This window comes from Microvirga aerophila, assembly GCF_003332305.1.
Lineage (GTDB): Bacteria > Pseudomonadota > Alphaproteobacteria > Rhizobiales > Beijerinckiaceae > Microvirga > Microvirga aerophila.
This window is the reverse complement of the sequence record NZ_QOIO01000131.1, coordinates 1-4813: the sequence shown is the minus strand read 5'-3', so window position 1 is coordinate 4813 and position 4813 is coordinate 1. Positions and strand designations below refer to the sequence as shown.

Here is a 4813-nt window from a genome sequence, read left to right as displayed (position 1 = left end):
TGCGGCTGTTTCTGCCCGAGACCTGGATCAAGGATCCCGAGCGCCTGCAGCACGCCGGTGTGCCCGAGGCGTTCTGGGTGGAGCGCGCCAAGCCGGAGATCGCGCTGGCGGAACTCAAGCGTCTGCTGCAAGCGGGCGTGAGCTTCGGAGCCGTGCTGGCGGATGCCGGCTACGGCATCCGCGCGCCCTTCCGTCAGGCGCTCACGGCTCTGGGACTGCTCTGGGCGGTGGGTATTCCCCGCATTCAGAAAGTGTATGCAAGCAAGGTAAAGTTGGTCCCGCCACCCGTCACGCGCGGAGGGCCGCGCAAAACGCTCATCCCGGATCAGAAGGCAATCGCGGCCGAAGCCATGCTGGCGAAGGCGTCCTGGCATCGGATTACTTGGCGGCGGGGCACCAAGGGTCCGATGCGCGCGAAGTTCGCTGCCGCGCGCGTGCGGGTGGCTGATGGGCCTGAGGTGCGTCTTCAGGGACGGACCGGTCAGCATCTGCCCGGAGACGAAGTTTGGCTCGTGGGCGAGCATCGCACCTCAGGCGAGCGCAAATACTACCTGTCCAACCTGCCGCCGGACACAGCACTGAAGCAGCTGGCCTCTCTCATCAAAGCCCGTTGGGTGTGCGAGCAGGCGCACCAGCAGCTCAAGGAAGAACTCGGGCTCGATCACTTCGAGGGCCGCTCCTGGCGCGGGCTGCACCGACACGCGCTGATGACGCTGATCGCCTATCTGTTCCTGCAGCACCTGCGTTTGCAGGCTGCCAGCGGGGGAAAAAAGAAAAGCCGGCGGGCCACCGCCACAACCGACACTGCCAGCCGTTCGGCGCATGCTGCTTGATCATCTGGCGCATGCCATGCGCCTGCGATGTCCCTTCTGCCGCGCCCACTTCACGTTCGATCCAATCATAGGAGTGCCAAGGTAATGCTAGTCCATACTGCCTGAATGTGCTCCCGCGCGATGCCCCAAAATTAACATGGATTAAGTTTTAATGTTCTGCGCTCGCGCAAGCCTCGGGAGCCGCACCCCTGAGCCAAGACGACAAAGTCAACCTTGGGAGTAGTGCAGATGCCCAACCACTTCAACGAACGTTGGGGAGGTCCAATCAGAGGCCTCCATCTCCCTCTCGCCGTTTGGAACACCTTGAGGGACGAAGGCATAACAACCATCAAGCATCTTAGAGCAGTGGCAGATCAGCTCGAACGGCTCCCCGGCATTGGGGTAAAACTAGGTCGGATAATCCGGGAAGAACTCGGCCGCGCTTCAGCTCCTGAGGAGAGTTCATAAGGTCAGAATTGAAGGCCCGAATTTCCGATAAGCCGCAGTATGGAACGGGCAGCAAGCTTGGAGGCATTCCTCGTTTATGGAGGATCACTATCCTTCGGGATAGCCGCCCACTCTGAGTAGTCGACGGGCTCGCCCTATAGATCAGCCGCTTGGTTGATTTTGATGCTAGCATTGCAGTTGCACACCTCAAGGGGAGGCGGCAATGCTCTCAACGCACACTGAGCGCTTTGTTGTGTTCCAAGTTCAGAATGAGTGGTTGGTCACGTACGGGGATCGCACCCAGATTTCGTACTCCACGCGCGAGGAGGCTGAAAATTCAGCCTTCAACGCCGCACATGCCCTGGCCTCTCAAGGACACGCCGTTTCTGTGCTCATTATGCCAGATGGACCGGATGCCAACGAGCAATATCCTATTGTCCTCTCAGGGCGTACCCCTCGGGCCAAACCGAACTAGCGTTTCTCATCCGCTCCGGTTTCGCGGAGAAGGCCGCCACAGCGGCTAATGAAGGCGGCGGAAGCGGCTCCGAGGAGGGCGCCTGACGCCTTTACGAGGCCGTCAGGCAGGCGCCCATGGCGGCCTGGAACATAGTTCTGCGCAACCTCAAGAAAGCCAACGATCCCGAGCAGTAGCACAAGAATGGAGAGGCGGTGTTTCGGGTAGCCGAGGCAAAACGCGACCCCAAGTGCCGCGAAGGCCGCAAACCGCTCCAGGCTGACCGGAGCCGCTGTGACGGGCCGAAGCTCGATCGGCGCTAGGGTGAAGGTCGCAATAGCTAGGACGAGCAGCCATGCAACCCGTCGGAAGAAAACCTTGGGTGTCATGGGGAGCGGTTTAGCTGATTGTGCCGGGATTGTGCATGGCTTTTTCGGGCTTCTAAATGCCCCACATAAGGACTGCGTAATTTCGCATAATTGCCAGTATGGAACGGCCGCGAGCGGCTACGGAATTTTTACCTTGGCCGTTGCATGATGCTTGCACCGGGCGCGTAGCATCCCAGCCCGACCAATCCACTGCCCCCAGGTATTGGATGATGCCCCAGCCGAGGGTCCACGACCCCCTCGGCTGGGGCGTTTTATTGCCAACCGTGAATTTCCGACAGGCGCCTTTATAGGATGGCCCTGTTTAATCTGCGTGAAGGCGCGGTTTGGTCTGGATGGCCTAAGGATCGGCAGATCCTGAACTGAACTATCTGGAGCCATTAGAGTGTCAAAGCCTCACTCGTCCTCAGCTTCCTCCCACTCTCGATAGGCAGCAGGATCGTAAATTCGCTCCAGCGTCGGAACGAGTCGCACTTCACGTCCTCCGAACTTGCGCTTGAAGGCGCTGATGTCCTGCCATCCGTCGTCCGTTGTGCCCTGCGGGGTGACACCGAACAAATCGTAGAACCCGCAGCCACGCCTCTTTGCTGCGCGCATAATTTCAAAGTGAATAAGGTAGGGTGCCATGACGTTGCGGTGCGTAGAGCGTGAGCCGCCGTAGTAGTACGTTACCGCGTGACCGCCATACACCACCAGTGCCGCTGCAATCCTCGTGCCCTGGTATTCTGAAAAGAAGATCGAGCCTCGATCGGCAGCCAGAAGCCGTGGGATCAGATCATGAAAGTAGCTGGAGCTGCGTCCACGCCTGCCCTTACGATCGAAGGTCTCGCGATAGATAGACACAAAGTCCTCGATGCCGCGTTGGGAGACATCCTCGATGATCGAGACACCATGCCGCTGAGCCACGCCGATGTTGTACCGACCCTTCGGCTTCATCTGAGCCAGGATGTCGCTCTCAGGAACGCTCAAATCGACGTAGAGCGTATCCCGGGGTGTCCCATAGTAACGGCTGGACTCCCGGAACCCCGTCACAAAATCAGGCACGTGCTCCCATCGTGGGTTGATGGCTAGGTGGCTGATCACTCGCTGCTCGGTCTGGCGCTTGCGCTCGATGAATGACATTACAGCACGAAAAACCTGCTCCTGCTCGGCAGCGGTGTCTTCGTCCAGGAAAACTGGACCGTCAGGGATGAAGTAGAAACACTTGCCTGGGGCGAACGGGCGCGCGAGAACTATCGCACCGCCGACAATGGTGTCACCATCCCGCAGCACTGTCCCGAACCGCTCCCACCCATCATCGATCTTCAGTGTTGTGTACCATGACAGTTGCCTGAAGCCCGGATCAGCCCTTGCCTCAATGAACGTGTCCCATGCCTTCCATTTGTCAGGTTCCCAAGATGGGAGTTTGACGGCTGCCTGAGCGCTCATAACGACCTCCCACTCGCCCGACACAGGTGGTTCCGTCCCCGCTTAAAACGGGCGTTTGACTATCCCCATGATCCCCTGTTCGGCGCAAACCAGGGAGGCTTTCATTGTTGCCGATACAGCTTGCAATTGAATTATCAAAGGGGATTAGACCAGCGGCTCTTTCTAGGGCTGTACAGTTCGCCGACCTCAAGGTCCGAAGATCTCCTACTGACTATGAAATCAGAAATTCATCGCTCGACGGAGTGACATGAGACGATGCTGAAGAAACAGGCCCTCGCGATCCAACACATCTACGTGCCGGTAAAACGACGGCAGACCCTCGATCCGAAGAAGGTGGAAGCGCTTGCCGAGAGCATGCTGACACAAGGCCAGGAAGCGCCTGTGCTGGTGCGGCCTTACGGCGAGCGCTTTGTCCTGGTTGAGGGGCTGCACCGGCTGGAAGCCTGCAAGGCGCTGGGGGAGACAACCGTCTCAGCTTACCTCGTTCAGGCGCGTCAGCATTGAGCTGATGACCCCAGGTGGGCCAGCTCGAACGGCCAAGAGATGGAAGAGGAGTTCAGAACCGAGGCTGCGAAGCTATCACCCGGGCAAAGCACCGGCGAGGCCATCGAGATTTATAATGGTACAAACCGATTGTTTACCTTGGCCGTTGCACATTGCGTGCAAGCGGGCGTGTTGCGTATGAGCCATTTTTAGACCCAGGGTGTCATGTCGACTTTGCACGCTGAGTGCCATTTCTGGATTGCACCGACACGCGCGGCGCTTATGGCATCATACGCGCGTAGCTCCTCAAAGGAGGATCGCATGTCCGAGGCCGACGAAACGGAATGGTCACCCCACTTGGACGCACTGGTCGCAGCACCGGCCAACCACCGCCTGCTGCACGAGGATGATGAAGTGCGCGTTTTGGAGGTTACGGTCCAATCTGGCGAGCGGGAGAACCTCCACCACCATCGCTGGCCTAAAGCATCGGACTGGAAATTCGACTCTTAGGGTTCTGGGTTGATGTGATCTGTGATTCACTTCGTCGGACGGGAGGTGGATCATGGGTCACTGCTATTCTCTCGATCTTCGTATGCGGGTTGCAGCCTTCGTCGAGGCGGGCCATTCCTGCCGGACGGCGGCCCGCCACTTTGGCGTCAGGGACAGCTGTGCCATCAAGCTGATGCAGCGCCAGCGGCGGTTCGGCTCGCCGGCGCCCGCCCGCCAAGGCCGTCCGCCGGGAGGTGGCAAACTGGTGCCTTATGAGACCTTCCTGATCCAAGCCGTCGAGGCACACCCCGCCA

Annotated in this window: 6 protein-coding genes; 4 read left to right on the top strand and 2 right to left on the bottom strand. The window is 59.1% G+C overall.

Annotation, left to right across the window (positions count from 1 at the left end):
• The coding region (locus DRB19_RS28925; protein ID WP_114189399.1) for an IS701 family transposase at positions 1-833 on the top strand (833 nt) is incomplete at its 5' end.
• An 897-nt stretch (positions 834-1730) separates the two neighbouring features.
• Here DRB19_RS28925 and DRB19_RS28915 read toward each other — a convergent pair.
• Positions 1731-2102 carry a VanZ family protein gene (locus DRB19_RS28915; RefSeq protein ID WP_245439905.1) on the bottom strand — a complete coding sequence of 124 codons (372 nt, stop codon included), beginning with the start codon at positions 2100-2102 and terminating at the stop codon, positions 1731-1733.
• Positions 2103-2495: 393 nt separating this feature from the next.
• Positions 2496-3527, bottom strand: coding sequence for a lipid II:glycine glycyltransferase FemX (locus DRB19_RS28910; RefSeq protein ID WP_114189397.1), 1032 nt, complete (start codon positions 3525-3527; stop codon positions 2496-2498).
• Positions 3528-3782: 255 nt separating this feature from the next.
• Here DRB19_RS28910 and DRB19_RS28905 point away from each other — a divergent pair, with 255 nt between their 5' ends.
• The 3 genes from DRB19_RS28905 to DRB19_RS28895 form a co-directional block, all read left to right on the top strand.
• The gene (locus DRB19_RS28905) at positions 3783-4031 is read left to right on the top strand and encodes a ParB N-terminal domain-containing protein (RefSeq protein WP_114189396.1); all 249 of its coding nucleotides are present in this window, start codon (positions 3783-3785) and stop codon (positions 4029-4031) included.
• Positions 4032-4331: 300 nt separating this feature from the next.
• On the top strand, positions 4332-4520 hold the full coding sequence (locus DRB19_RS28900) for a hypothetical protein (RefSeq protein WP_114189395.1): 189 nt from the start codon (positions 4332-4334) through the stop codon (positions 4518-4520).
• A gap of 52 nt (positions 4521-4572) precedes the next feature.
• Positions 4573-4813 (top strand): IS630 transposase-related protein (locus DRB19_RS28895; RefSeq protein ID WP_245439419.1); only part of this gene is annotated, 241 nt, incomplete at its 3' end.

What these genes read in the sequence shown, in the direction of transcription:
- DRB19_RS28905 (WP_114189396.1), top strand. Translation starts at nt 3,783, where the DNA reads ATGCTGAAGAAACAGGCCCTCGCGATCCAACACATCTACGTGCCGGTA.
- DRB19_RS28900 (WP_114189395.1), top strand. Translation starts at nt 4,332, where the DNA reads ATGTCCGAGGCCGACGAAACGGAATGGTCACCCCACTTGGACGCACTG.
- DRB19_RS28910 (WP_114189397.1), bottom strand. Translation starts at nt 3,527, where the DNA reads ATGAGCGCTCAGGCAGCCGTCAAACTCCCATCTTGGGAACCTGACAAA.
- DRB19_RS28915 (WP_245439905.1), bottom strand. Translation starts at nt 2,102, where the DNA reads ATGACACCCAAGGTTTTCTTCCGACGGGTTGCATGGCTGCTCGTCCTA.